We start from the raw sequence: 22,950 nt of genomic DNA, 5'->3' as shown, positions 1-22,950 counted from the left end.
GATGGGCTGGTATGGAAATGCATACTGAAGATGACGACGGCATCAACATGCACGAGGAGATGCGTCGAGCCTTCTCGTTGCTTTCCGGCAAATGGAAGCTGGAGATCATGTGGTTGCTCAACCAACGGGTCTACCGCTTCGGCGAGCTACGGAAGGCTATTCCCGGCATTACGCAGCATATGTTGACGGCGCAACTGCGGGAACTGGAGGCGGATGGACTCGTTTCGCGAACAGTTTACGCCGAGGTGCCGCCACGGGTCGATTACGAGATCACCGCCAAGGCAAGAGGTCTTGGGCCGACCATGGAAGCCTTGAGCGCGTGGTGGAACGAGTACGGCAAGACGGTCCCGGTGCGGACTACGACCCGAGGAAGACAGGCTACGTCAAAATAGAAACGCAAACTTTTCTTAAGCAGCCAGACGGTTAACGTGGTTGCGAACGAGCGATGAACCCACCGTGATGGCAAACGTCTTTTTCGCTTCGTCGATTTCGACCGGGCCATAATAGGCCTCATAGCCGTTTGCCGTGTAAGGCGTCGGCTCCGCCGCAGCGTCTGGGTTCATGGCCTGCACGGATAGTGTGCCGCTTTTCGAGAAGATCACCTGCCCGGAATACGGAATCGTGTTCTGTCTGCCGCTCGCGTCGGTGAACTGAAGGAAGGTCATGTTCCACGCACCAACGATAGAGCCCTTTTCGTCGTCGGCGAGGGCCGGGGACGATACGGCCATAGCCATTGCTATGATCGGGATCTTGAAGGTGTTCATCAAGCAGGTCCTTTCCTGATGGATGGAATGAAGGCGTGGTGTCAATTCCGCTCTATGCGCACCGGGAATTCGCCGCGAACAAGCAGAGGTTTGAAGCCGTCATCGAAGCGGCCGAGCCTGATCAGGCCATCCCATTTGTAGTCGGCGTAGAAGAGAGCCAGGTTTCCCCAGGGCTTGAAGTAGCAAAGATCGCCGGGCTGTTCGTTGCCGAACGGCCCGCTACCGTCTTCGGTGAGCTTGCGGGGAAGGTAGACGATCTTCTCGTTTCCGCCGTAGTCCTCGATCTTGAGGCTCAGGGGCAGCATCGACGCGAAGTCTCGTGCCGACGGATTGTCATAGAGCGTCGCCGTCATGGCGTAGTCGCCAAAGCTCATCCCGATACGAACGTCCGTCGGCTCCTGGCTGTCCGGATCGCGCCCCCGTTGTGCGAACGATGCAAAAGGCAGAGCAGCGGAAATCAAGGTTCCGGCCAAGATTTTGCGGCGGGTAAGATGTGAAGACGAAGACATGCTCTTCCTCCAGTCAGACAGGCTGCGCGGTCGGACGGAAAAGGATTTCGTTGATGTCGACGTCGTCAGGCTCGTTGACGGCAAAGGCCACGGTTCGGGCAAAGGTATCGGCGCTCACCGCGATCTTGCTGACGAACTCTCGGGTACCGGCCTGAATGTCCTTTTCGCTGATATGCTCGAGAAGCTCGGCGCTGACCGCGCCGGGAGAGATGATCGTGGTGCGGATGTTGTAGGGCTTAACTTCCTTGCGCAGGCCTTCGGAGAGGGCGCGGACTGCATGCTTGGTGGCGCAGTAGACGGTCGCTCCTGGATCGACTACATGCCCGCAGACCGACGACACATTGATGATGTGTCCGGATTTCTGGGTCTTCATGTGGGGGAGTGCGGCGGCTACACCATACAGGACGCCCTTGATGTTGACGTCGATCATGCGGTCCCATTCGTCGATCTTGAGACGCTCAAGCGGAGCCAGAGGCATCAGGCCCGCATTGTTCAGCATGACGTCGATGCGGCCAAACTCCCGGACTGCCGAGTCCACGAGATGCTTGACCTGATTACGCTCCGTCACGTCTGTCTGGACGGCTTTTGCCTTATGACCTTTTGCGGTGAGTTCGCTGGCGAGAGCCTCGATGCGATCGGCCCTGCGAGCACCAAGGACGACAATGGCCCCACGCTCGGCCAGATGGCGGGCCGTCGCCTCACCCAGTCCACTGCTTGGGCCAGTTATTACGACGACCTTGTTTTCGATCCCCTGCGACAGGATGATCTCCAGTTCAAAAATTGGATTGGTGTTGGGTGCCGGGACGCGACATTGTCGCGAGCACGGCAGACCCGGCGAGCAGGACGGCAGCCAGCAGAAACGCGCTCCACCAACCGACGGTATCGAAGAGCATCCCTCCGGCGAATGCGCCTCCGGCAATTGCAGACTGGATCAACGCGACCTGAAGTCCGCCACCAGCTTCGAGATCGTCGGGGATGATCTGTGTCATCCAGGTGTTCCACGCAACGGGAATCGGCGTTGAGAGGAAGCCCCACAGCACGAGGACGGCCGCTGTGACGGCTTTGAACGAGCCGATACAGACCAGGAGGACTGCGAGGAGCGCGAGGATGCATGGAATCCCGATCAAGGCAGCACTCAGATGTCGTCGCAGCACGAGCCCGATTGCAAGTGTTCCGGCCAGTCCGCCAACGCCCAAGCCCAGCAGGACCATGGACAGAATGTTGATGTCGAGGGCAGTGACGCGTTCGAGGAACGGCCGCAGGTAGATCGATAGCGAGTTCATGCCGATGAACGCGAGCGTCGTTGCCGCCATTCCGATCGCGAAGGTGCGGCACCTGAGCAACCCGAACATTTCAGTCACCGATGCGGCTGCGGCGGCCGGCATCTTCGGCAACACAGCGATTTGCCATACCAATGCCGCGAGACCGATGGGTACTGTGATTAGAAAGGTACCTCGCCAGCCGATGAGACTACCGAGGAAACTCCCAAGCGGCGCGGCGGTAACGATCGCCAACGCGGTCCCACCCTGGAGCAGGGCGATGGCCTTTGCGAGGTCGGGGCCGGATGCGAGACGTGCGAGGATAGCAGTCGAAAGCGACCAGAAGCCGCCGATCGCGATGCCGACCATCGCTCGGCCGATCAGGAAAACTGGAAAGCTGCCTGCAAGCGCTACCACGAGGCTGGAGACCGCCAACACGGCAGTATAGACGAAGACAACCGTTCTCCTGTCCAATCTGCTTAAGACGACATTTCCGAACAGGCTGGTCATGACCGCAAAAAAGCCGGACGCCGCGATCGCAAGCCCTGCTTGACCTTCTGTGACAGAGAGGTCCCGGGCGATCGGGGTCAGAAGGCTGGTCGGCAAGAACTCAAGCCCAACCAGGAGAAAGGTGAGGAGCGACAGGCAGATGACCGCGCCCCAAGGCGTTGTCTCCACGCGCCCTGAAAAACCTTCCTGCAGTGTGATCTCAGTCATTCGTGCATCTCGCTTCTGTTGTGAGAAGCAAGATAGTCAGGTTGGTTTCGAGCCACTAGGAGGTATAGTCTGCATGCCGTGGTGAAGGAGCCTCAACAATGCGTCGTGACGAATTCGCGGAAATGAAAGCCTTCCTGGAGGTGGCGCGGGAGCGTAGCTTCACGCGCGCAGCGGCGAAGCTGGGTGTGACACGCTCGGCTCTGAGCCATACGATCAGGGCGCTGGAGGAGCGGCTCGGCATACGTCTCCTTGCGAGGACGACACGTGACGTAGCTCCGACAACCGCAGGGGAGCGTCTTGTCGAGAGGATTACACACCATTTTGAAGGCATCGCGTCGGAAATCAACGCGATCAAGGAACTGAGGGACCGGCCGTCGGGGCATGTCCGTATCGTTTGCCCCGATGATGCTATCGATCTGGTCTTCCGACCGAGGCTTCCCGCTTTCCTTGGAGAAAACCCGGACATCACCGTAGAACTCATCGTGGATAACGGGTTCACAAATATCGTCGAGCGCCAGTTCGATGCCGGGCTCAGGCTTGGCGAGGCCGTGGCCCGCGACATGATAGCTGTTCGGGTGGGGCCGGATGTCACGTACTCTGTTGTGGGCGCGCCTGCATACTTCGCGCGGTTTCCGTTCCCATCAAACCCTCAGGAACTGACAGGCCACGACTGTATCAACCTGCGCCTGCCAACATCTGGGACGCTCTACGCATGGGAGTTCGAGCAAGACGGTCGTGAGTTCAGTGTCCGGGTGGAGGGGCCGTTGACGCTCAGCAATATCGCCTCGGCCATCGACGCCGCTCTCGACGGAATCGGGCTCGCCTACGTGCCGAAAGACCTGGTTCGCCAACATGTGGAAAACAGCTCGCTCCGCAATGTCCTCGAGGACTGGTGTCCGACCTTCCAAGGCTACCATCTCTATTACCCGAGCCGTCGCCTTGCTTCGCCGGCTTTCCGTGCGCTTGTGGATTTCTACCGATGGAGACAATACCGATAGGTACCTCGCGGTTAGCGTTGTTTTAGGGTTGGGGGAGTCGAGTCAATGACTGCGAAGGCGCTGAGCGGTCGGTGTGTGCAATGACCGCTGCTCGCGCCTTTGAGATGAATAGGTTTTCGTAAAAACCGGTCGTCGGTTCGGATCCCTTCAAGGCGGTCGATCAGATTGTGGCCCGAAGTGGATCTCCGGACAAAAATTCCCTTTTTATGCAAAGAGTGCGCCACCCAGATGAACGCTTCTCGCGTTACTGGTATCGGCGGCGCGGCTACGAGGAACCTTCAGGCCTTGTCGAGTTGGACATGTTGTTCGCGGCGGCCGCCTCGTCTTTCTTCCGACACAAAATGGTTGATCGCCGCCGCAAAGCTGGCCGGTGTCAATCCGGCGACGGGCAGGACTTGAGATAGCTGACGACGGCATCGGCGATCATTCCGCGGTGCCGGTCAATCGTCTCGCTTTCCGAGAGATCCCGCCTGAAAATCGTGCCGAAGGTATAGCGGTTCGAGACGCGGAAGAAACAGAAGGCGCTGATCATCATGTGGAGATCGATCGGATCGGCCTTGCGATGAAATACGCCCTGTTCGAAACCACGTTCCAGGATTTTAGCGATCGTCTCTATGACCGAGACGTTGAGGTCGCGGATGGCATCCGAGCGCAGCATATGCGCGGCGTGATGAATGTTCTCGATGCTCACCAGCCGGACGAAATCCGGGTTGGCCTCGTCGTGATCGAAAGTCGTTGCGATTAGCGTGCGCAGGGCTGCTTCCGGCTCAAGGTTCGAAAGCTGAAGGTCGGCTTCCAGCGAGCGGATCTTGCGGTAGGACTGCTCCAGGACGGCGAGATAGAGACCTTCCTTACTGCCGAAATAGTAATAGATCATCCGCTTCGAGGTGCGGGTCTTTTCCGCGATCGCATCGACGCGCGCACCGGCGAGGCCATGGGTCGCGAACTCCTTCGTCGCGACGACGAGAATATCCGCCTGCGTCCGCTGCGGATCGTTCTTTCGTCCGTTTTCAGCCCGCTCCGCCATCTCTCTCACGACCATATTCCCTAAATCGCTGTTTCCAATCGTCAAAACGGGAGCCTTAACGTGGAGGCTGCCATTTCATGCGCGCTCGACGACAAAGTCATATTCACCTTGCACGTCCGTTTCAATACATCACCGCTTGACATTCGAACTAGTTAGTACATTTTGAAATCAAGGCAACATGTCCCGGAGGAGGGGCGCGAGGTCTCCGCTCAGATGCGCGTCCCCGCGCGACTAAGGGACGTCGGAAGCTCACTTGGATCTGTGGCCTACGCTTTGGGAGGAGCGAATGACCCGCATCATCGATTTCTATTTTCTCGTGCTGAAGGCGACGATCGCGCTCTTGCTGGCAGGCATGGTCGTGCTCGTCTTCGGCAATGTCGTCCTTCGCTATGCCTTCAATCAGGGCATCACGTCCTCCGAAGAGCTGTCGCGGATGTTCTTCGTCTGGCTGACATTTCTCGGCGCGGTCGTCGCAATGCGCGAGCATGGCCACCTCGGTGTCGATTCCGTGCTGCGGCGCCTGCCACCCACGGCTGCCAGAATGGCTGCGCTCGCCGGGCATACACTGATGCTGCTCGCGACCTGGCTGATGATCAGCGGTGCCTGGACGCAGACCCTGATCAACGTCCATGTGGCAGCGCCGGCAACCGGAATTTCGATGGCATTCTTCTACGGCGCCGGCCTGGCGTTCGGCATTCCGGCATTTCTCATTCTCCTGTGGGACGCATTCGCGATCGCCACGGGCCGCATCGATGTCACGACGGTCGAACTTGTCCGCGACAGTGAGGAACAAGTCGCGCTCGAGGATCACGATCCGGCACTTGCCAAGCTCGTGACAAAGCATTGAGGGACGGGAAATGACGGTATCCATCTTCCTCGGAGCACTTCTCGGTCCCATGGCGCTTGGGGTGCCGATCGCCTTTGCCCTTATCATCAGCGGTGTTGCGTTGATGATGTATCTTGACATGTTCGATGCGCAGATCGTGGCGCAGAACGTGCTGAACGGCGCCGACAGCTTTCCGCTGATGGCGGTGCCTTTCTTTCTTCTTGCCGGCGAGGTCATGAATACCGGCGGACTTTCTCGCCGCATTGTCGACCTTGCCATGGCGATGGTGGGCCATGTCCGCGGCGGTCTCGGTTTTGTCGCCATCTTCGCCGCCTGTGTCCTTTCGAGCCTTTCCGGGTCGGCCGTTGCCGATGCAGCAGCCTTGGGCGCGCTTCTCTTTCCGATGATGCAGAAGTCCGGACACGACCCGGCCCGCACCGGCGGCCTCCTCGCCTCAGCTTCGGTTATCGGGCCGATCATTCCTCCGTCGATCGGTTTCATCCTCTTCGGTGTGGTCGGCGGCGTTTCGATTACCAAGCTTTTTCTGGCGGGAATTTTCCCTGGGCTCATGATCGCAGCCGCACTCTGTGTGACCTGGCTGATCGTTGCTCGAAAGGAGCAGTTCGCACTTCCCCCGAAGCAGACCGGCGCGCTGCGTCTCAAAGCCTTCATCGACAGCATCTGGGCCCTGATGCTGCCGGTCATCATCATCGTCGGCTTGAAATTCGGTGTCTTCACGCCAACCGAAGCCGGCGTTGTTGCCGCTGTTTATTCGCTCTTCGTCTCGATGGTCATCTATCGCGAACTGCCCCCGGCGAGACTGTTTCACGTGTTCGTGGCGGCCGCCAAGATCACCTCCGTCGTCATGTTTCTGGTTGCCTGTGCGGCGGTTTCCGCCTGGCTGATCACAGTTGCCGACGTGCCCGGCGAGCTCGCGGCCCTGGTCGAACCGCTGATGGACAATCAGACCCTTCTGCTGCTCGCCATCATGGTGCTGATCGTTGTCGTCGGAACCGCCATGGACATGACGCCGACGATCCTGATCATGACGCCGGTGCTGATGCCGATCATCAAGCAGGCGGGAATTGATCCCGTCTATTTCGGCGTGCTCTTCATCATCAACAATGCGATTGGCCTCATCACGCCGCCGGTCGGCACCGTGCTCAATGTTATCTGCGGCGTCTCGAAACTCTCGATGGAAGAGTTGATGAAGGGCGTCATGCCCTTCCTCATCGCCGAACTGATCGTCCTGTTTCTGCTCGTCCTGTTTCCGCAACTGGTGACTGTCCCGGTCTCCTGGTTCGGACACTGATCGCAGTTTCGCCGGCAACGGCGAATGAATTTAAACGCGGCCGGAGGGAGATGCCGGCCACAACCTGGGAGGAAGACATGCTGAATAAATTGACGAAGCTGGCATTGGGATTGGCGTTGCCGATCGCACTGCTGGCAACCGGCCCGGCCATGGCCGAAATCCGCGAGCACCAGCTCAAATTCGCGTCGGCGAACAATAAGGGCCATCCCCAGGTCATGGGAATGGAGAAGTTCGCCGAGCTCTTGAAGGACAAGAGCGGCGGCAAGATCGAGGTCAAACTCTTTCCCGGCGGCGTGCTTGGCGGCGACGTTCAGACCGTCTCGGCGCTGCAGGGCGGCGTGATCGAAATGACGGTGCTCAATGCCGGCATCCTTGCAAGCAATGTCAAGCCGTTCGGCGCCGTCGATCTGCCCTTCCTCTTCAATAGCGGCGAGGAAGCAGACAAGGTGATGGATGGACCGTTCGGCTCCGGCCTGATGAAGCTTCTGCCGGATACCGGCCTCGTCGGTCTTGCCTATTGGGAGCTCGGTTTCCGCAACCTGACGAACAATCGCCACGCAGTCACCAAGCTTGAGGACATCAAGGGTCTTAAGATCCGCACGATACAGTCGCCGATCCCGATCGAGCTCTTCAACAGCCTTGGCGCCAACGCCGTTCCGCTTCCATACACCGAGCTCTATACGGCGCTCGAAACCGGTACTGTCGACGGCCAGGAAAATCCGGCTGCGAACATCATCAATGCCAAGTTCTTCGAAGTGCAGAAGTACATGACGGTGACCCGCCATCAGTACAATCCGCAGATCGTGCTCATCAGCAAGAAGTTCTGGGATGGGCTCAACGATGAAGAAAAAGCCCTCTTTCAATCGACCGCAACCGAGGCGCGCGACTATCAGCGCAAGGTTTCGCGCGAGATGGACGCCAAGGCGATTGAAGAGATCAAGAAGACCGGCATGGAGGTCAGCGAGCTGAGCCCGGAAGAGACGCAGAAGCTGCGCGACGCCGTCAAGCCGTTGATCGACAAGTTCAGCCCTCAGATCGGCGCGGAAACGGTCGCCCAGCTCATGAAGGAACTCGACACCGTTCGCGGCAAATAAGCAAAGGACCAGGCCCGCTGCTGCGGGCCTGGTCTCTTTCTATCGGAACCACGGAAAAGACGGATGGCCGAAACAATCATAAGACCGCTAAAGGCCGGCCTGATCGGCGCCGGCATCCAAGCGTCGCTGACACCCGCCATGCATATGAAGGAGGGTGCCGCCCAGGGTCTGAACTACGAGTATGAACTGATCGACCTTCACCGGATTGGTGCCTCGCCAGCCGACCTGCCGAAACTTCTGGCTAAGGCCGAAGCTCAAGGTCTTGCAGGTCTCAACATCACCCATCCCTGCAAACAGATCGTCATCTCTTTTCTGGACGACCTGTCATCCGAGGCGCGGGCTCTCGGGGCCGTCAATACCGTCGTTTTCAAAGATGGGCGGCGATATGGACACAATACCGATTGGTGGGGCTTTGCCGAAAGCTTCCGTCGCGGGCTGCCGGACGCCGATCTTTCTTCGGCCGTCCAGCTCGGTGCTGGCGGCGCAGGCGTTGCGACCGCTTATGCAATGCTCGTTCTTGGTTTGCAGAGGTTGGCCGTCTTCGATCGCGACGCGCAACGTGCTGCGGCCTTGACGGAAACGATGGCGCGGCTCTTTCCCGCTGCTTCCATCATCGCTGGAAGGGATCTGGCATCCGAGATGGGACAGGCAGCCGGCCTCATACATGCAACGCCGACCGGAATGACGAAGTATCCGGGCATCCCCTTGCCGCCGGACCTGCTTGAGGAACGGCACTGGGTCGCCGAGATCGTCTACTTCCCCTTGGAGACCGAACTGCTGAGGCAAGCCAGACATCGTGGCTGCCGGACGCTCGATGGCGGAGGCATGGCGGTCTTCCAGGCCGTTGGCGCTTTTCGTCTGTTGACAGGACGAACACCGGATGCAGCCCGAATGCTCGCGCATTTCAAGGCCATGACCGAATAACCCTCCATTCGACAGCACAAGGGAGCAGGCCGATGAAGACGTCTATAGCGACCGTATCGTTGAGCGGCGATCTCCGCGACAAGCTCGAAGCGATCGCCAAGGCCGGTTTCGATGGCGTCGAGATATTCGAAAACGACTTCCTCATCTTTGATGAAAGCCCGCGTCAGGTCGGCAAGATGGTGCGTGATCTCGGGATGGAGATCACATTATTTCAGCCGTTCCGTGATTTCGAGGGAATGCCCGAGCCGCTTCGCAGCCGCACATTCGATCGTGCCGAGCGCAAATTCGACGTCATGCAGGAAATGGGCACGGATCTGGTACTCGTCTGCTCCAATGTGTCGCCGGCATCGCTTGGCGGTCTCGACCGAGCCGCGGTCGACTTTCATGAACTTGGCGAGCGCGCGGCAAAGCGCGGGCTGAGGGTGGGTTACGAGGCGCTGGCCTGGGGGCGGCACATTCACGATCACCGCGACGCCTGGGAGATCGTGCGGCGTGCCGACCATCCCAACATCGGCCTTATCCTCGACAGCTTCCATACGCTGTCGCGCAAGATCGACGTCAACTCGATCCGCTCGATCCCGAAAGAAAAGATCTTCATCATCCAGCTTGCCGATGCGCCCCTGATCGACATGGATCTGCTTTTCTGGAGCAGGCATTTCCGCAACATGCCCGGCGAGGGCGACTTGCCGGTCCTGGACTTCATGAAAGCCGTGGCGGCAACCGGATACGACGGATATCTGTCGCTGGAGATTTTCAACGATCAGTTCCGCGGCGGCTCGCCCACGGCAATCGCAGTCGATGGCCGGCGCTCTCTGATCTATCTCGGCGATCAGGTAAAGCGGCAGGAGCCGGAAAGCTCCTTGCCCGTCCCCGCGATGCCGCCGCGCTCCTCCGTCGAAGGTGTTGCCTTCGTCGAGTTCACGGTCGACGAGGACGAAGCGCCGCAACTCGAAAGGTTGATTGCAAGCCTCGGATTTCGAAAGGTTTCGAGACACAAGACCAAGAGTGTCACAGTCTTTCGCCAAGGCGGCATCAATCTTGTCGTCAATACCGAGCAGAAGGGCTTTGCCGGCGCGTCATACGCAGTCCACGGCACGACGGCTTATGCTGCCGGCCTGATGGTCGACGATGCGAAGGCGGCAGTCGAACGCGCCGTGGCCCTGGGCGCCGAGCGCTTTCGGCAACCCCTCGATGCTGGCGAGATCGAGATGCCGGCCGTACGAGGTGTCGGTGGCGGCATCCTCTACTTCCTCGACCCCAAGACGGAGCTTGCCCGCATATGGGAGATCGAGTTTGATCCGGTCGAAGACACGGCAGCGCCTGAGCCTGTCGGGCTTCAGTCGATCGATCACATAGCCCAGACCATGAAATATGAGGAATTGCTCACCTGGCTGCTGTTCTACACATCGATCCTCGATGCTCATAAGACGCCGATGGTCGACATCATCGATCCGTCCGGCATAGTGAGAAGCCAGGCCATAGAAAATGCCGACGGGTCGCTGCGCATCACCATGAACGGTGCCGAAAACCGCAACACACTTGCCGGCCACTTCATCGCCGAAACCTTCGGCTCCGGCATCCAGCATCTGGCCTTCAAAACGCAGGATATCTTTTCCGCTGCCGCTGCCCTTTCCGCAAACGGCTTCGTATCCCTTGCGATCTCGCCGAACTATTATGACGACCTGGAAGCCCGTTTCGGTCTGGACGCGGAATTTGCGGAACGATTGAAGGCGAACAACATCCTCTATGACCGCGACGAGCATGGCGAATATTTCCAGCTCTACAGTCCTACCTACGGTGAAGGTCTGTTCTTCGAGATTGTCGAAAGGCGCGGTTATCGGGGATACGGTGCGGCAAACGCCATTTTCCGCATCGCTGCGCTCAGAAAGCTTCTGCGGCCGGCGGGCGTACCGCGGGCCTGACGGCAGACTTACTGATCTTAGCGAAAATACTGGTCAGTTATCACGCTTTCGTGTGGCGCCCAGTCGCTCGGCGGCCGTGGCAAGGTCCTGAAAGATCCGTCCAAATCAGAGCCATATTCCAGGGGTTGTCGGATTCTCTCATTGTCGAATTCCGCCTTTACGCTTTGCCGATGATGGTTATTTCCGCGCCGAGCTGTGCGCCGTTCTTTTCGATCGTCGACCGCGTCCCTTGCCGCATCGACCGCGCTGTCGTCTTGAGACACGACCTTCCCTTGCCGTTGTTCGTCATAGGCCGCGGCTTCCTAAACCGAAGAACCGGGCCATCGCCGCGTCGACTATTGCCATCGTATTCGAATCCAGCCTGCCGAATACTGCGCCTGTCTTTGATCGCGGTACTGTCATGGTGCGGTCGACCATCACCTGTGAAGGTCTGAGCAAGCCATTGCCGTCATCGGGCTGCACCGTGATTCGGATCAAGTGTTCGTCATGGACGTCGCTGGTTATTTGCAGCAAGGTCACGGAAGGCAGTTCGGCAAATGCGTCGTATTGCACAATGAGCGCAGGGCGCGCTTTGCCATAGTCAGCACTGACGGCAAACGTCACCAGGTCGCCGCGCTTCATACCTTCCATTCGTCCCTGAGCTGTTCTTCATTGATGAGTGCATCCAGCTCCTTCATTTGCATCGTCGCTCTCGGGGTTGCGGGCGCGTTTGGCCACGGCAAGCGATTGCCGCCGCGCCTCGCCCTCAAATGCCTTGCGCTTCTGGCGTTCGACATAGGCCCGCATAAAATCCCGCAATAGCTGGGCGGCGGGCCGATCTTCAGATTCCGCCGCCTGCGTGAATGCGGCCTTCAAGGCGGGATCGATTCGGAAATTGAACGTATCACCCTTCGGATAATGATTTTGACTTCACTTTCCGGAGAACGGAGGTTCTAATTTTATGGGAGCTGCTTCGAAGTCGGTTCTGGATCGCGGAAGGGGACGTGACATGGTGGATTCAGATCGGATCGACAACCTGATCGCAGCGGTGCCCCCGCCTTGGCGCTTCGCGCCGGGCTGGACCTTGGCATCTTCACCCGACTTGGTGGCAGCGCGCTGACCGCTGACAGCCTTGGGGCCGTGCTCAAAGTCGAGCCCGACCGTCTGTCGCGGCTTCTCTACGCGCTCGCCAGCATCGGTCTCCTCGAAGTCAAGGATGGCCAATTTCGCAACGGAGCCGAAGCGTCCGCCTTCCTCGACGCGTCCAAGCCGACCTATCGCGGCGGCGATCATGCGCTCCTGCGCGAGATCTGGGGAGCCGACCTGCTAACCGCAGAGTCACTGCGACAGAACCGGCCGGCTGCGCTGCACGACTTTTCCGAAGCGGGGCCTGAGGCCGCGGCGGCGTTCAGCCGCATGCTCGCACCGGGTGGGGTGATTTTCGGCCGACAACTGGCCCAGGAGATAGACCTCTCGGCGATCGGGTCGGTGATCGACATCGGTGGGGGGCCCGGGACCATTCTCGTTGGCCTTCGCGAGCGGCGGCCGCAGATTGCGGCGACGCTGATGGAACTCCCAACGGTCGCAGCGGTCGCGCCAGATATCCTGTCAGAATACGGTGCCAACGACGTGGTTGTCGAAGAGGGGAACATAACTGTCGCGCCATCGATCGGTCGGTACGATCTGGCGATCCTGAAGGCCGTCGTCCAAGTCCTTCCGCCGGACCAGGCGCGCAGTTCGATCCTGAACGCGGCGCGTTGCCTCAAACCCGGAGGCGAGATCGCAATTGCGGGGTGGGGTGTTGTCGATGACGACCGCCTTGGCCCGCCTGAGGGTGTCTTTCTGAATCTCACCTTCTTGAACCTCTATCGCCACGGCGAATCGTACACTGAAGGTCAGTATCGTGCGTGGATGACCGAGGCTGGATTGCGGGATATCTCCAGGTCGCGCCTAACGGACGGCTCCACGTTGTTTCGTGCGCGCCTCACGGACTGATCGTGGCTGAATGGTTGGTTTCGGACGCAAGGCTCTCCGAGGCGCGAAGCAAACTTTACCACACCAAACGCGCTGGTCTGCTTTCAAGCCCGTCCAACTTGAAAGCTGACTATCCGTTTGCGGCCCCGATCTTGCAGAACGGAAAAGCGCCCTCTTGTTGGTCGTTCGGACAGCTTGGGCAATAATTCGAAAAGCCGCCGGTGAGCTTTTGTCGTTGCAACGTCCCTGTTGGTGGGGAGCAGAACGGTAGGTTTCACGATTACAAATTTGTGAGCGGTCGCCGGAATCGCGCTAAACCAAGTCGTAGTGATCCTCGAGGAGACGGGAAATCGTGCTTCGGCCTAGCCCGCTCATGATCGGGTTCGTTTCCTTATAATACCAAACTAGACCCATCGCTTGCAGGAATGCCCAAGCCGCGCCACGGCGCCATTCAAGGTCATCTATTTGCAGGGCTTCGCGGAAGATGGCTCGGTTTTCCCGATCGGATAAATGCCACCCGGCCACGAGATCAAGCGACGGATCGGCAGGGCCAAAACCGCCAGTGTCGAGCACTCCGACTAAACGCTCGCCCCGTACCAAAAGATTTGCCGGAATGAGGACTTTGTGGCTCATCACTTCGTACTTTGGGGATCGCAGTTCGCGAAGGCTTGCCCACATGCGTCGTAGGCGCTCCACATCAAGAAGGTGTTGGCTTCTCGAGAAGCACACTTCCATCCAGTTGTCATGATCGGGCAGATTTCCGCCCCGGCCCTGGCCGTCGAATGTCCGTCCGTTCAATTCTACCGCGCGGAGCGACGTGATCAGCCGGACAAGGTCGAGCGCGAAAGCAGATGAGCTGCTTTGTCCATTCGGCGTAGCAGGATGTCCCTCGATCCACGTCTGTACGAGCCACGGCAATGGATAGGCCGAGCTCTGCCGACCTACGCCGATTGGGTTTGGGCTGGAAAAAGGGCAACACTCGTTGAATTCCGCGCTGGCCTTCGCTTCCGCTTCCAGCAATTTGGTACATTCGACAGGGTCCATCATCTGCAAAGGAAAACGTGCCGCGTACTTGGAGCCAATACGAAAAATCGCATTGACGGTGCCCGCTGTGTCCAGTGCGACGATTTTTTCTCCTCGAAATTGAGGAAACTGATCGTAGATCAAGTCGCTTGCGTGCGTCACTTTGATGGCTATTTGATCGCTGTGCATCAGCCGCGCTCCTTCCAGCACCTACGCTATCGCAACCTGCGTTGCGACTGCTTTTAGGCTTGTCGGCTTCCACGGCCAATGACCAAAATGGGGTCGGCCGCCGAATGGCGGTTATCGCCAGATTGTTCCAAGACCGGATTGTCTGGAATCGGCCCCGATCTTGCCGAACGGAAAAGCGCCTTCATTTCGGCCATTCGGGCTACTTTTTAGCTGTACTGTGAGCTGCCGATCCCCTGGGCCAGATTGACGAGCATCCACGAACTGCGTGAATTGCAGCGATGGGAGTGAGCAATGTTTAAAGAGCCCCTCGCAGGTTTCACCGCTGCTACATTTCGGCGCCCTTTGGCATCGAACTGGGATCGTTGCCGAGTCTTTTGGGTCAACGTCAAATCGCCTGGAACTGGGCCGCCGCCGACGTCCCGAGTGAACTAGGTTGCGCGACGGGGATCGAACGATGCGATTTCGTCGTTGCCGATTTAGATGCCCGGCCGATATGCAATTCGTCCACACATCCCGGATCAGTTGCGAAACTGTCGGACGGTTTCGCGTCAGGTAGTATTTGCTAAGGGTAACGCGGATGATCTCTTCCCGCTTTGCATCCAGTACCCGGTGGCCCTCAGGCCGGCCACGTTTACGGTCGACTAGAGAGGTGACCGTCCCACCTGATCGAAACAGTTTGATAAGGCGGTAAACCGTTGATCGGCTGACGTCGAGCTCAGTTGTAAGTTGTTTCACGTCCGCGGCGGTCATCGGACCAGTTCGATGCTTCAGGAATTCCCGAATGCCGTCTGCGCGTTTGCACGCTTCATCCCAAAGCGCTTCATCGACTTCATCAGGAAATGCGTCAATTTGCCAAGGCACCATCATTATCTCGATCGCCTGAATCTCCCAAAAGCCAAGTCAAAATCTCACATTAACTGCTAAATCCCAAATTAAGTGGCACGGCAACCAATTGAAATCATTGGCCAACGAGTCTTACATTTAAAGATAAAGCGACAGTCCTCGCAGCCCTACCCGCCGGCATGACCGCGACATCGTCGAATTACGGTCAGGTTTCTCGCATAGCGAAATGAGTCGTCACGGTGGCAGGCCTGCGTTTCGCAAACCATCGGCCCATCGTGCGGCGTCGTCCGGTCGCCGGATCGGGAAGAAATCGTTGAGGCTGGAGAGGCGGAAGTCGGGATCAAGCTGACGCAATCGTGTCATCGCCTCCGTGGCCTCTGGAGCTTGTCCAGCCAGTGCGTGGCTTGCTGCAGCGACGCAGGTTGCGATGAAGTGGACCGGCTGCTCACGAATGGCCGCGTGCGCCCATGATGACGCATCCGCGTATTGGCCAGCAAAGAAGTAGGCGGCGGCCATTGCGGCTTGCGCATTACAAATCTGGGGGTCTTGTGGGTTCAGCCGCATGGCCCGCGTGAGATGATCGATTGCCCCCTCCGGTTCGCCAAGCCAAATCCTGGCCCACCCGCTGAACAGCCATGCTGAGGCCAAATTGGGATTGAGCCCAAGAGCACGTTGCAATAAATCTGCGCCATAATCGTGTGCGCCAAGAACATACGCGAAGGCGATTCCAGCGGTGCAGAGCGCCACCGCATCATCCTTGCCCAGGGCCGCTGCATGCCGGGCCAGCCGCTCGGTTTCGGCAGCCTCCTGCGCGTGATCGACCATCCAACCACTTGCCTTCCGCTGAGAATAGCAGCGCGCCGCCATGCCGTAAGCCGCAGCAAATTCCGGATCGAGTTCGATGGCGCGGTAAAAGAGCCGCAGAGCCTCATTGTTGGTTTCTCGGCTCCAGCAATGCAAGGCTGCCAAGCCTCGCAGGAAGTAATCGTAGGCGTCGAGGTTCTCGGTAGGCTTGTGCTTGGCCCGCTTGATCTCAGCCTGCTCGAGCTTCGGTCCGATGGCGCCGACCACGCTCGAGGTTACTCGGTCCTGCAGTTCGAAAATGTCTTCCAGTTCCCCTTCAAAGCGATCCGCCCAAATGTGTACGCCCGTCGTGGCCTCAACAAGCTCGGCAGATATGCGCACTCGATTGGCCGCCCTGCGCACGCTGCCTTCCAGCACGTAGCGCACGCCTAATTCGCGCCCGACCTGCTTCACGTCGACAGCGCGCCCCTTGTACGTGAAGCTGGAATTGCGGGCGATAACGAAGAGCCAACGAATGCGCGACAGCCCGATGATAATCTCTTCGACGATGCCGTCGCCAAAATAGTCCTGTGCTGGATCGCTGCTCATGTTCCCAAACGGCAGTACTGCGATCGATGGCCGGTCGGGTAACGCGGGTCCAGGCGCCCGCAACGGGATGATCTGCTCGAGGTGCGCTCGGAAGGTCCTCAGCGGGCGCGCGATATTCTTAAGGTGGTGCAAGCCCATATCGGCAAAACTAATATCGACCTTGCCATCGATCTGTCGGTATACGTCTTCGGAGATGCAGATTCCGCCGGCCTCGGAAATCTCCTCAAGCCGGGTCGCCACGTTGACACCGTCTCCCAGAATGTCATCGCCCTCGATCAGGACGTCGCCGAGATTGATTCCGATGCGGAACAGCATCCGTTGATCGGCGGGTGCCACCGCATTTCGCTCCGCCATCAACTTCTGGATGGCCGCTGCGCAGGCGACGGCCGCGACGACCGAGGGGAACTCCAGTAGCACGCCGTCGCCTATGGTCTTTACAATCCGACCGCCGTGGTCTGTGATAATCGGCGAGATGGCTTCGCGGTGGCCCCGCAGCGCACGCGCCGTTCCAGCTTCATCGACTCCCATCAGCCGACTGAAGCCCACGACGTCGGCAGCCAGAATAGCTGCCAGTCTGCGTTCCACCTGGGGCTGGCCCACGGACTCGTACCTTTCTCCCAGTTTTAAGGCACGCACTATAGCACGAGCTCCCCATGGGGCGCTCGGCTCAATTTCGAAAGTCCTTGGAAGAAGGCCGGTGCGTCGCCATCCAGCCCCTCTCTTGCTTTTCGACTAGGGTGTGAAGGCAGCTAATCCTGCTTGGTCACGTTCATTTCGCGCATCGCGCGCATGGCAAACAGGTCGCAATGACCGCGTTGGCGGAGCTGCCTGCCTCTGATCTGAATGGCCGCTATTGCAGTTTGGGCCTTGAAAGCGGACAGCCCGCTCCCGGCCCCAAACCGGTCATTCATCTAAGCTTATGGCCGCTTCGAACGTTATTGAAACAAATGGATTAGTATCAACAGGGTCGCTGGTTCGTATCTGTTCAAGGCGTGGGATGGAAAGACCGTTATGGGTGAAAGTGTTCCGTGGCCCCCTCAAAACAGCATGGCGCGTCACAAGTCCTTCATCCAACTCGCATAAGGCCGCAGACATCTCTCGCTCGGCGGACATGGAAATGGATACCTCCTCCTTCTCACCGGAGCTCTTGCATTGTTCAAAGGCGCACAACCCCTCTCCGCCGGGTGGACTCGGTCGACGCTATGATCGGTCCGGGAATTTCCTGCAGGAGCCGGGCAATACGGTTGTCTGCCACCTTGTCGAAGGGTCGGAGACCGAAAAGGCGGTCATAGCAGCGCGCGCCAAATACTTAGCAATGCCGGAGGCGTCGCAGTTCGCGTTCACGCCGATCTCCAGCCTGCATATGACGCTCTTTCAAGGGATCATCGAATATCGGCGTCGGTTGCCTTTTTGGCCCGTAGGCGTAGATCTCGACACGCCGATTGAGGTAACGACCGAGCTGTTTCTTAAGAGGTTGAAGTCCTTTACTGGCTACCGGCCTTTCCGCGTCCACGTAACGAAGGCAGAGCCAAGGGGTATGGTGGTTGAAGGTCTTACTGCCGATGATCGCAACGCGATGAAAGGCTGGCGCGATGCCTTGGCGGATATTTTCGGATACCGCCATCCGGATCACGACACCTATGAATTTCATATCACGTTCAGCTACGTTATCGAACGATTGGACGAGACTGCGCTGCCGCATTGGCAGCAGATGCTGGGTGAGGTCGTGGGCGAGCTTTCCGAACGTGCGGCAATACTCGAGCTTCGCCCGCCGGCATTTTGCGCCTTTAATGACATGACGCACTTCGAGGAACTGCGGGTGTTTAATTTCAGCTGACGTATGCGGCCGATCAGGTTGGCGGCCGATGCTGCAGCGGCGTTCGCAGGGAAAAATTGCAAAGCGCTCGTCTACGGCATGGATGATTTCCTGCCGCTAACTGGGGACGCGGTTCCCGCTGCGCCTGGCCGGCACGAAAGGCTCTGCGAGTGTTGCTCGGCGCGGGAAATCAAGACTTTGGCTTGCGTCCGGCCCTCATTGGTTCTGGCTTACCGTCGGACGGAGACGGCTCGGAGAAAAATGCTGAAATGTCTATAGAGAGGGCGACAGCGAGACGATCCATAAGATCGATAGAGGCGTTGTGCTTGCCTCTCTCCAAATCGCTAATGACTGTTCGATCGACCTGCGCGTCCACAGCGAGATTCTCCTGTGTGACTTTTTGCGAGACCCTGAGATTTCGCAGGTTCCAAGCTATGCGTGTGCGAGTGTCCATATCTCATGGCCACCATCTTGCATTGCATTAATCCATCGGATATATCCTACATATTATCACTGTTGCCCGACCTTGGTCACTGAATGATGCGGTGGAGGGGCAGGGCATGGAGAGGAGACGCGCTAATGGAACTACGCCAGCTCTCCTACTTCGTCGCGGTGGCCGAGGAGTTCCATTTCGGCCGTGCCGCTGCCAAGGTGCGCATCGCCCAGCCGGCGCTCAGCAATCATGTGCAGGCGCTGGAGCGCGAGCTCGGCTGCCAGCTGTTCATCCGCTCGACCAGACGGGTGGAACTGACGAGGGCAGGGGAGACCTTTTATCGTCGCTGCGTCGGGATCCTGAGCGAGATCGATCTGTCTGCCGAGATCACCCGGGCTGTGGCCGGCAAGACCATCCGGCAGATCAGGATCGGCACCGTCTATCCGGCGACCACCGGCGTATTGCCGGCGTTTCTTTCAAAGATCGTCCTCAAGTACCCGGATATTCGCATCCATATCTCCAGTGGCAATACCGGCGACATCATCCGCAACCTGGAAAGCGGCCAGATCAATCTCGGCTTCATCCGCCCGGTGGAAAACATCGGCTCGTTGCGCTTCTTCTCGATCGCCCATGAGCGCTATCTGCTGGCGGTGACCCGCACGAACCGGCTGGCCGGGCAGTCGGAGATCAGTATCGACGATCTGCGCTCCGAAAAGATCATCGCCTTCAATCGCCAGAACCTCTCCTACACCGAGCGATACTTCAATGAAGTTCGACGAATACGATCTGACCCGCAACATCGCCTATAGCTGCGACGACACCTATTCGCTGGTGTCGCTGATTTCGGCCGGCCTTGGTATCGGCTTTGCGCCGGAATGGACCGAGGGTCTGCCGAAGCGGGCCTTCGAGTTGAAGGCGGTGAGGGGCATCGATTTCAGGATCGGGCTGGTGTTGCCTGGAACAAAGAAGATCCAACCGCCTCGCGAGATGATATTGTCGAGAGCCCGATCATTGGCTCGGCCGGAGAGATGAGGGGGAAGGGGAGTTGCGCATTTCGCCAGCAATGTCATCTAGCGCAAGGAGGCGCTCAAAGAGAAGGGCGAGCCGACCGGCTGCTTCTCTACGAATCCGGAGATCGAGAAGAATTTTCTGCATCTGCCCGGAAGACCGCAGTTCCGATATAGGGGTCACATCATGAAGGAATTAGCTATGCAGGACGAAGCCTCAGCGCTTTTGGAAACCTTGGTCTTCACCTTGGGGGTCGTCACCAACAGCAACGCTGAAGATCGGCGCCGGATCGCGGAGGCCTATTACGAGGCGCAGCGCATGGTGGCCACGATCGAATTTGAAAGCGGCTCGGCCCGCCCTCGAATCATCGCCTGCCTCGAACGTTTCAACGTCTATAGGGCCGAAGACGACGTCGCAGCTGCCGGCTGGATGCTCGCCGCCCTTCAAGAACGGATAGGCGAGTGTGACCTCACGCATTGGGAAAAGCTGAAAATCGTCGCAGAACAGACCGTGCAGCTGCTTTTGGCCCCGCGAAACGAGCTGCATTAGTGCGAAGCGGGGCCTACCGAGGGGCGACACAGGACCGCCCAAATCTTATCTTTCCCAAATGTATTGAGGTGGTCGGTGTGGAAAATCATGACAGCGTTGTTATGGCATGGGAGGTCTTAACTGACGAAGAGGCGATTGAAGCTGCGATCGAAAAACACGGCAAAGACCCGACGACGTCAGTTGCGTATTGCGCGTTCGAGGGGTCCGGCAGTCGAGACGGACCCGAGTATCGGTTTTGGTTCGATCTGTTTTTGAAGCTTGTCAAAGAGGCTCATGTCGGATGGGCGCGCTATTAGCGACGTCATTGCTACTGGCGCGCATGCTAACGAAATTAAAATGGTCGCCCGGTCCAGGGGGCAAAGTTCCGGGTGTCGCGCTCGCTGATGAAGGCAGTTGGGTTGTTTCCGCTGCCGGACTCGCAATCGGCATTTGTCCCGATTGCGGACGGCGAAGCCGAAATCGGCATGGCTGGTCCAACCGCAGCCTTCAAGATCTACCGGTCCAGGGCAAGCCGGTGACGGTGAAAGTTCTGCTGAGCCGCTGGCGATGCGCCCATCAAAAGTGTGAACGACAAACGTTCACCGACCGACTGCCACCGATTGCTTCCCCTTATGCGCGCCGGACGACAAGGATCGTGGAGATTGTCAGCCTTTTCGGCCATAACGCGGGCGGCCAGCCTGGCGAGCGCCTCATGCAACGGCTCGGGATGCCGGTCAGCGACGACACCATCCTGCGGCAACTGAAGCGGAATGCCGCGATCGCTCACTGCGCCTCCGAGGAGTGGTTGGCATCGACGACTGGAGCTGGCGACGAGCAACACGATACGGGACCATCATGGTTGATCTCGAGCGTCGCTCCGTTGCTGACTTTCTCGATGACCGGAGTGTCGATAGTGCAGCCAGGTGGCTGCGGAATCGTCCCTCCGTCGAGTTCGTCAGCCGAGACTGCTGCGGTCTGTATGCGGAGGCCGCTCGTGAAGGCGCGCCGCAGGCGCAGTAAGTCGTCGATCGGTTCCATCTGGTCCAAAATCTTCGTGCGGCAATCGAAGAACAGATGAGCCTTTCGGGCCGTGCCTCAGGCAGGGCGAGCCTGTCCGAGGAAGTCATCATCGACGCGGCAACACATCGCCGTCGCGCCCGTCTCGCGCACAGGCAATCCCGCCCAGGAGATATTTGAGAAGCTCCACCCCTTGCGCCAGGATGGGCTGTCTTACAGCGAGATCGCCCGACGGACCGGCTATGAACCAACTTTCGAATTTCACTCACGCCAATGCGGTCTTGATGCGGCTCCTGGAACGACACGGGCAATTGGCCGCGTAGTCATCATCACATTTCAAGATCGCAGCGATCAAAAGCAGCTATCCGGTGCCTGGCCCCGAGTTCGCTGTCGGCCCCTGTACTGTTTGACCGCACGCGCCCCCGCTCCGGCCAGAAAGGCCGGTGGAGTCACTTCCCAAGAGCAGACGTTCTCGAGGCGAGTTTCCCGACCCGCGCTACTCGCCTATGCTGGAAAGCAATTCGTCGAGCTGCTCCAACTGCTCCGGCAATGCGGCCGCCGAGCCCTGTAGTGCTTCCTCAAGCGCCTCCTTGGACGGATAGACTTCGTGGAAATTCAGCAGCGTCTTCCCGCCTTGGTCCTCGAAGGTCACGGTCGTGATCGCGCCCTCGTTGCCCTCGTCGTTGGTCCAGACGATGCGCTCGTTCGGCACCACCTCGAGATACTTGCCATAGAAGGCCATGGTGTCCGAACCGTCGGCGCCGAATTCCAGCCGATATTTGCCGCCGGTACGGACGTCCATATCGCACGATACGAGCGAAACGCCGGATGCCGATTTTGGCACCCACCAGCGCTGGAACAGCTCGGGCTGGCTCCACGCCCTGTAAACCGTGCTCGGCGGCGCATTGAATGTCCGCGTTACGACGAGTTCGCGATCCCCTCTGCGCTGGACTGACGTGCGGTTCTCCGCACCACCTGCACTGTCAACTTGCTGATTCATCGCTTCCCTCCTGTTTCATTTCGCTGATGATTTCGTCCAATGCTTCGAAGCGGGCCTCGAAGAGCTTGCGATGCGCCTCGATCCATTCGGCCTCCGCCTTGAGGCCGCGTTTCCCAAGCTTGCAGGTTCTCACCCGTCCGACCTTCTGCGTGACTACGAGTCCCGCCCGCTCGAGAACCTGGACGTGCTTCTTCATGCCGGTCAGCGTCATCTGGAACTTATCCGCGAGACTGGTGATCGACGCGTCCTCTCGCCCAAGCTGATCGATGATCCCGCGGCGGGTCGCATCGGACAGCGCCGCAAACGAGAGATCGAGGGGAGGACTTAAATACTGAACCATCTAGTTCAGTGTATAACCTGGTCGCGCAGGAAGCGCAAGCATCCCGAACTTTCCAT

25 protein-coding genes and 2 pseudogenes are annotated in these 22,950 nt (G+C 58.7%); 13 read left to right on the top strand and 14 right to left on the bottom strand.

From position 1 onward, the window contains the following. Positions 1-11: 11 nt before the first annotated feature. Positions 12-392 carry a winged helix-turn-helix transcriptional regulator gene (locus A3C3_RS0102175; RefSeq protein ID WP_022712978.1) on the top strand — a complete coding sequence of 127 codons (381 nt, stop codon included), beginning with the start codon at positions 12-14 and terminating at the stop codon, positions 390-392. A 15-nt stretch (positions 393-407) separates the two neighbouring features. Here the strand turns inward: A3C3_RS0102175 and A3C3_RS37530 are convergent, their stop codons facing one another. Genes A3C3_RS37530 through A3C3_RS0102155 form a run of 4 tightly spaced genes read right to left on the bottom strand, consistent with a single transcriptional unit; the run spans position 408 to position 3,249 of the window. Then, positions 408-764: a hypothetical protein gene (locus A3C3_RS37530; protein ID WP_022712977.1), complete on the bottom strand. Its 357-nt coding sequence runs from the start codon at positions 762-764 to the stop codon at positions 408-410. 41 nt (positions 765-805) lie between these two features. Next, positions 806-1,273: a cyclophilin-like fold protein gene (locus A3C3_RS0102165; protein ID WP_022712976.1), complete on the bottom strand. Its 468-nt coding sequence runs from the start codon at positions 1,271-1,273 to the stop codon at positions 806-808. A gap of 13 nt (positions 1,274-1,286) precedes the next feature. Continuing rightward, positions 1,287-2,033 carry an SDR family oxidoreductase gene (locus tag A3C3_RS0102160; protein WP_028739324.1) on the bottom strand — a complete coding sequence of 249 codons (747 nt, stop codon included), beginning with the start codon at positions 2,031-2,033 and terminating at the stop codon, positions 1,287-1,289. A gap of 13 nt (positions 2,034-2,046) precedes the next feature. After that, the gene (locus A3C3_RS0102155; protein WP_022712974.1) at positions 2,047-3,249 is read right to left on the bottom strand and encodes an MFS transporter; all 1,203 of its coding nucleotides are present in this window, start codon (positions 3,247-3,249) and stop codon (positions 2,047-2,049) included. 98 nt (positions 3,250-3,347) lie between these two features. On the opposite strand from A3C3_RS0102155, the gene A3C3_RS0102150 reads away from it, so the two are divergent. Then, the gene (locus A3C3_RS0102150) at positions 3,348-4,247 is read left to right on the top strand and encodes a LysR family transcriptional regulator (protein ID WP_022712973.1); all 900 of its coding nucleotides are present in this window, start codon (positions 3,348-3,350) and stop codon (positions 4,245-4,247) included. A gap of 373 nt (positions 4,248-4,620) precedes the next feature. Here A3C3_RS0102150 and A3C3_RS0102145 read toward each other — a convergent pair whose 3' ends face one another. Then, entirely contained in the window at positions 4,621-5,274 is a 654-nt protein-coding gene (locus A3C3_RS0102145) for a TetR/AcrR family transcriptional regulator (protein ID WP_022712972.1), read from the bottom strand. Positions 5,275-5,560: 286 nt separating this feature from the next. Here A3C3_RS0102145 and A3C3_RS0102140 point away from each other — a divergent pair, with 286 nt between their 5' ends. The 5 genes from A3C3_RS0102140 to A3C3_RS0102120 all read left to right on the top strand — a co-directional run bounded on the left by A3C3_RS0102140 (position 5,561) and on the right by A3C3_RS0102120 (position 11,352). Continuing rightward, positions 5,561-6,121 carry a TRAP transporter small permease gene (locus A3C3_RS0102140; protein WP_022712971.1) on the top strand — a complete coding sequence of 187 codons (561 nt, stop codon included), beginning with the start codon at positions 5,561-5,563 and terminating at the stop codon, positions 6,119-6,121. A gap of 10 nt (positions 6,122-6,131) precedes the next feature. After that, complete coding sequence (locus A3C3_RS0102135; protein WP_022712970.1) at positions 6,132-7,412, top strand: TRAP transporter large permease; 1,281 nt, start codon at positions 6,132-6,134, stop codon at positions 7,410-7,412. Between the two features lie 77 nt (positions 7,413-7,489). Next, positions 7,490-8,506 carry a TRAP transporter substrate-binding protein gene (locus A3C3_RS0102130; RefSeq protein ID WP_028739323.1) on the top strand — a complete coding sequence of 339 codons (1,017 nt, stop codon included), beginning with the start codon at positions 7,490-7,492 and terminating at the stop codon, positions 8,504-8,506. Between the two features lie 63 nt (positions 8,507-8,569). Beyond that, positions 8,570-9,430: a shikimate dehydrogenase gene (locus A3C3_RS0102125; protein WP_022712968.1), complete on the top strand. Its 861-nt coding sequence runs from the start codon at positions 8,570-8,572 to the stop codon at positions 9,428-9,430. Positions 9,431-9,462: 32 nt separating this feature from the next. Further along, positions 9,463-11,352, top strand: a complete 1,890-nt coding sequence (locus tag A3C3_RS0102120; protein WP_022712967.1) for a bifunctional sugar phosphate isomerase/epimerase/4-hydroxyphenylpyruvate dioxygenase family protein — start codon at positions 9,463-9,465, stop codon at positions 11,350-11,352. A 157-nt stretch (positions 11,353-11,509) separates the two neighbouring features. On the opposite strand, the gene A3C3_RS47845 is transcribed toward A3C3_RS0102120, so the two are convergent. From A3C3_RS47845 to A3C3_RS41095, 3 genes are read right to left on the bottom strand one after another with little or no spacing between them, the layout of a single operon-like run. Next, positions 11,510-11,641, bottom strand: coding sequence for a hypothetical protein (locus A3C3_RS47845; protein WP_022712966.1), 132 nt, complete (start codon positions 11,639-11,641; stop codon positions 11,510-11,512). Beyond that, complete coding sequence (locus A3C3_RS0102110) at positions 11,638-11,973, bottom strand: type II toxin-antitoxin system PemK/MazF family toxin (RefSeq protein ID WP_028739322.1); 336 nt, start codon at positions 11,971-11,973, stop codon at positions 11,638-11,640. Before A3C3_RS0102110 ends, A3C3_RS47845 begins: the two co-directional genes overlap by 4 nt. A 27-nt stretch (positions 11,974-12,000) precedes the next feature. After that, a complete protein-coding gene (locus A3C3_RS41095; protein ID WP_198019843.1) occupies positions 12,001-12,207 on the bottom strand; it encodes a hypothetical protein in 207 nt (68 codons plus the stop codon). 183 nt (positions 12,208-12,390) lie between these two features. Here A3C3_RS41095 and A3C3_RS0102100 point away from each other — a divergent pair, with 183 nt between their 5' ends. Further along, positions 12,391-13,326 carry a methyltransferase gene (locus A3C3_RS0102100; RefSeq protein ID WP_028739321.1) on the top strand — a complete coding sequence of 312 codons (936 nt, stop codon included), beginning with the start codon at positions 12,391-12,393 and terminating at the stop codon, positions 13,324-13,326. 291 nt (positions 13,327-13,617) lie between these two features. On the opposite strand, the gene A3C3_RS0102095 is transcribed toward A3C3_RS0102100, so the two are convergent. The 3 genes from A3C3_RS0102095 to A3C3_RS0102080 form a co-directional block, all read right to left on the bottom strand. Next, on the bottom strand, positions 13,618-14,517 hold the full coding sequence (locus A3C3_RS0102095) for an aminoglycoside phosphotransferase family protein (protein ID WP_022712964.1): 900 nt from the start codon (positions 14,515-14,517) through the stop codon (positions 13,618-13,620). A gap of 111 nt (positions 14,518-14,628) precedes the next feature. Beyond that, a complete protein-coding gene (locus tag A3C3_RS46590) occupies positions 14,629-15,267 on the bottom strand; it encodes a helix-turn-helix domain-containing protein (RefSeq protein WP_233450596.1) in 639 nt (212 codons plus the stop codon). 327 nt (positions 15,268-15,594) lie between these two features. After that, a complete protein-coding gene (locus tag A3C3_RS0102080; protein WP_022712961.1) occupies positions 15,595-17,337 on the bottom strand; it encodes an adenylate/guanylate cyclase domain-containing protein in 1,743 nt (580 codons plus the stop codon). Positions 17,338-17,869: 532 nt separating this feature from the next. On the opposite strand from A3C3_RS0102080, the gene A3C3_RS0102070 reads away from it, so the two are divergent. Continuing rightward, complete coding sequence (locus tag A3C3_RS0102070) at positions 17,870-18,589, top strand: DUF1868 domain-containing protein (RefSeq protein ID WP_022712959.1); 720 nt, start codon at positions 17,870-17,872, stop codon at positions 18,587-18,589. A 169-nt stretch (positions 18,590-18,758) separates the two neighbouring features. Here the strand turns inward: A3C3_RS0102070 and A3C3_RS0102065 are convergent, their stop codons facing one another. Then, a complete protein-coding gene (locus A3C3_RS0102065; protein ID WP_022712958.1) occupies positions 18,759-19,022 on the bottom strand; it encodes a helix-turn-helix domain-containing protein in 264 nt (87 codons plus the stop codon). Between the two features lie 125 nt (positions 19,023-19,147). Here A3C3_RS0102065 and A3C3_RS41090 point away from each other — a divergent pair. The 4 genes and pseudogenes from A3C3_RS41090 to A3C3_RS43085 all read left to right on the top strand — a co-directional run. Continuing rightward, a pseudogene (locus tag A3C3_RS41090) lies at positions 19,148-20,033 on the top strand (LysR family transcriptional regulator). Positions 20,034-20,195: 162 nt separating this feature from the next. Then, positions 20,196-20,558 (top strand): hypothetical protein, encoded by a 363-nt coding sequence (locus A3C3_RS45895; RefSeq protein ID WP_051154415.1) that lies wholly within the window; start codon positions 20,196-20,198, stop codon positions 20,556-20,558. Between the two features lie 101 nt (positions 20,559-20,659). After that, positions 20,660-20,854, top strand: a complete 195-nt coding sequence (locus tag A3C3_RS0102050; RefSeq protein WP_022712956.1) for a hypothetical protein — start codon at positions 20,660-20,662, stop codon at positions 20,852-20,854. 23 nt (positions 20,855-20,877) lie between these two features. Beyond that, positions 20,878-21,801 (top strand): annotated as a pseudogene (locus A3C3_RS43085) (ISL3 family transposase); the annotation flags it as partial. 249 nt (positions 21,802-22,050) lie between these two features. Here A3C3_RS43085 and A3C3_RS0102030 read toward each other — a convergent pair. After that, positions 22,051-22,554 carry an SRPBCC family protein gene (locus A3C3_RS0102030; RefSeq protein WP_022712952.1) on the bottom strand — a complete coding sequence of 168 codons (504 nt, stop codon included), beginning with the start codon at positions 22,552-22,554 and terminating at the stop codon, positions 22,051-22,053. Next, positions 22,538-22,894 (bottom strand): ArsR/SmtB family transcription factor, encoded by a 357-nt coding sequence (locus tag A3C3_RS0102025; RefSeq protein ID WP_022712951.1) that lies wholly within the window; start codon positions 22,892-22,894, stop codon positions 22,538-22,540. Before A3C3_RS0102025 ends, A3C3_RS0102030 begins: the two co-directional genes overlap by 17 nt. Positions 22,895-22,950 lie beyond the last annotated feature (56 nt).

It is taken from the genome of Rhizobium mongolense USDA 1844, from assembly GCF_000419765.1.
GTDB classification, from domain to species: domain Bacteria; phylum Pseudomonadota; class Alphaproteobacteria; order Rhizobiales; family Rhizobiaceae; genus Rhizobium; species Rhizobium mongolense.
The sequence above is the reverse complement of the archived record's forward strand: the minus strand, read 5'-3'. Positions and strand labels throughout refer to the sequence as shown.